The organism is Streptomyces sp. ADMS, from assembly GCF_033441795.1.
Lineage (GTDB): Bacteria > Actinomycetota > Actinomycetes > Streptomycetales > Streptomycetaceae > Streptomyces.
The window spans coordinates 1-1082 of sequence record NZ_JAVFVX010000258.1 but is presented as its reverse complement, the minus strand read 5'-3'; the positions used below and the strand labels follow the sequence as shown (position 1 = coordinate 1082).

Annotated in this window: 1 protein-coding gene; it reads left to right on the top strand. The window is 67.9% G+C overall.

From position 1 onward, the window contains the following. On the top strand, positions 1–1073 hold a 1073-nt coding region (locus RB628_RS40045; protein ID WP_318325571.1), incomplete at its 5' end, for a 2-oxoacid:ferredoxin oxidoreductase subunit beta. Positions 1074–1082: the final 9 nt, after the last annotated feature.

Genomic DNA, 1082 nt, shown 5'->3' with positions numbered 1-1082 from the left:
CCGGCACCGGCACCGGCACCGGCACGGTCGAGGCACTCACACTGGTGCCCAAGGCCGAGGCCAGGCAGTCCATGAAGGACTTCAAGTCCGACCAGGAGGTGCGCTGGTGCCCCGGCTGCGGCGACTACGCGATCCTCGCCGCCGTCCAGGGCTTCATGCCCGAACTCGGCCTGGCGAAGGAGAACATCGTCTTCGTCTCCGGCATCGGCTGCTCCTCCCGCTTCCCCTACTACATGAACACCTACGGGATGCACTCCATCCACGGCCGCGCCCCCGCCATCGCCTCCGGACTCGCCTCCAGCCGCCGCGACCTGTCCGTCTGGGTCGTCACCGGTGACGGCGACGCACTCTCCATCGGCGGCAACCACCTCATCCACGCCCTGCGCCGCAACGTCAACCTCAAGATCCTGCTCTTCAACAACCGGATCTACGGCCTCACCAAGGGCCAGTACTCGCCCACCAGCGAGGTCGGCAAGATCACCAAGTCCACGCCCATGGGATCCCTCGACGCACCCTTCAACCCGGTCTCCCTCGCCATCGGCGCCGAGGCGTCCTTCGTCGCCCGCACCGTCGACTCCGACCGCAAACACCTCACCGGCGTCCTGCGCGAAGCCGCCGCCCACCCCGGCACCGCCCTCGTCGAGATCTACCAGAACTGCAACATCTTCAACGACGGCGCCTTCGAAGTCCTCAAGGACAGGCAACAGGCCGAGGAAGCGGTGATCCGGCTGGAGCACGGACAGCCGATCCGCTTCGGCGCCGACAACTCCAAGGGCGTCGTACGGGACCGGGTCACCGGCGACCTGAAGGTGATCACCGTCACCGCCGGCAACGAGGCCGACGTACTCGTGCACGACGCGCACTCCACCTCCCCGACCACCGCCTTCGCACTCTCCCGCCTCGCCGACCCCGACACCCTCCACCACACCCCCATCGGCGTCCTGCGCTCCGTCGACCGGCCCGTCTACGACACCCAGATGGCCGACCAACTCGACACCGCCATCGACCAGAACGGCAAAGGCGACCTCGCCGCACTACTCGCCGGCCGCGACACCTGGACCGTCACCAACTGACCGACCGAC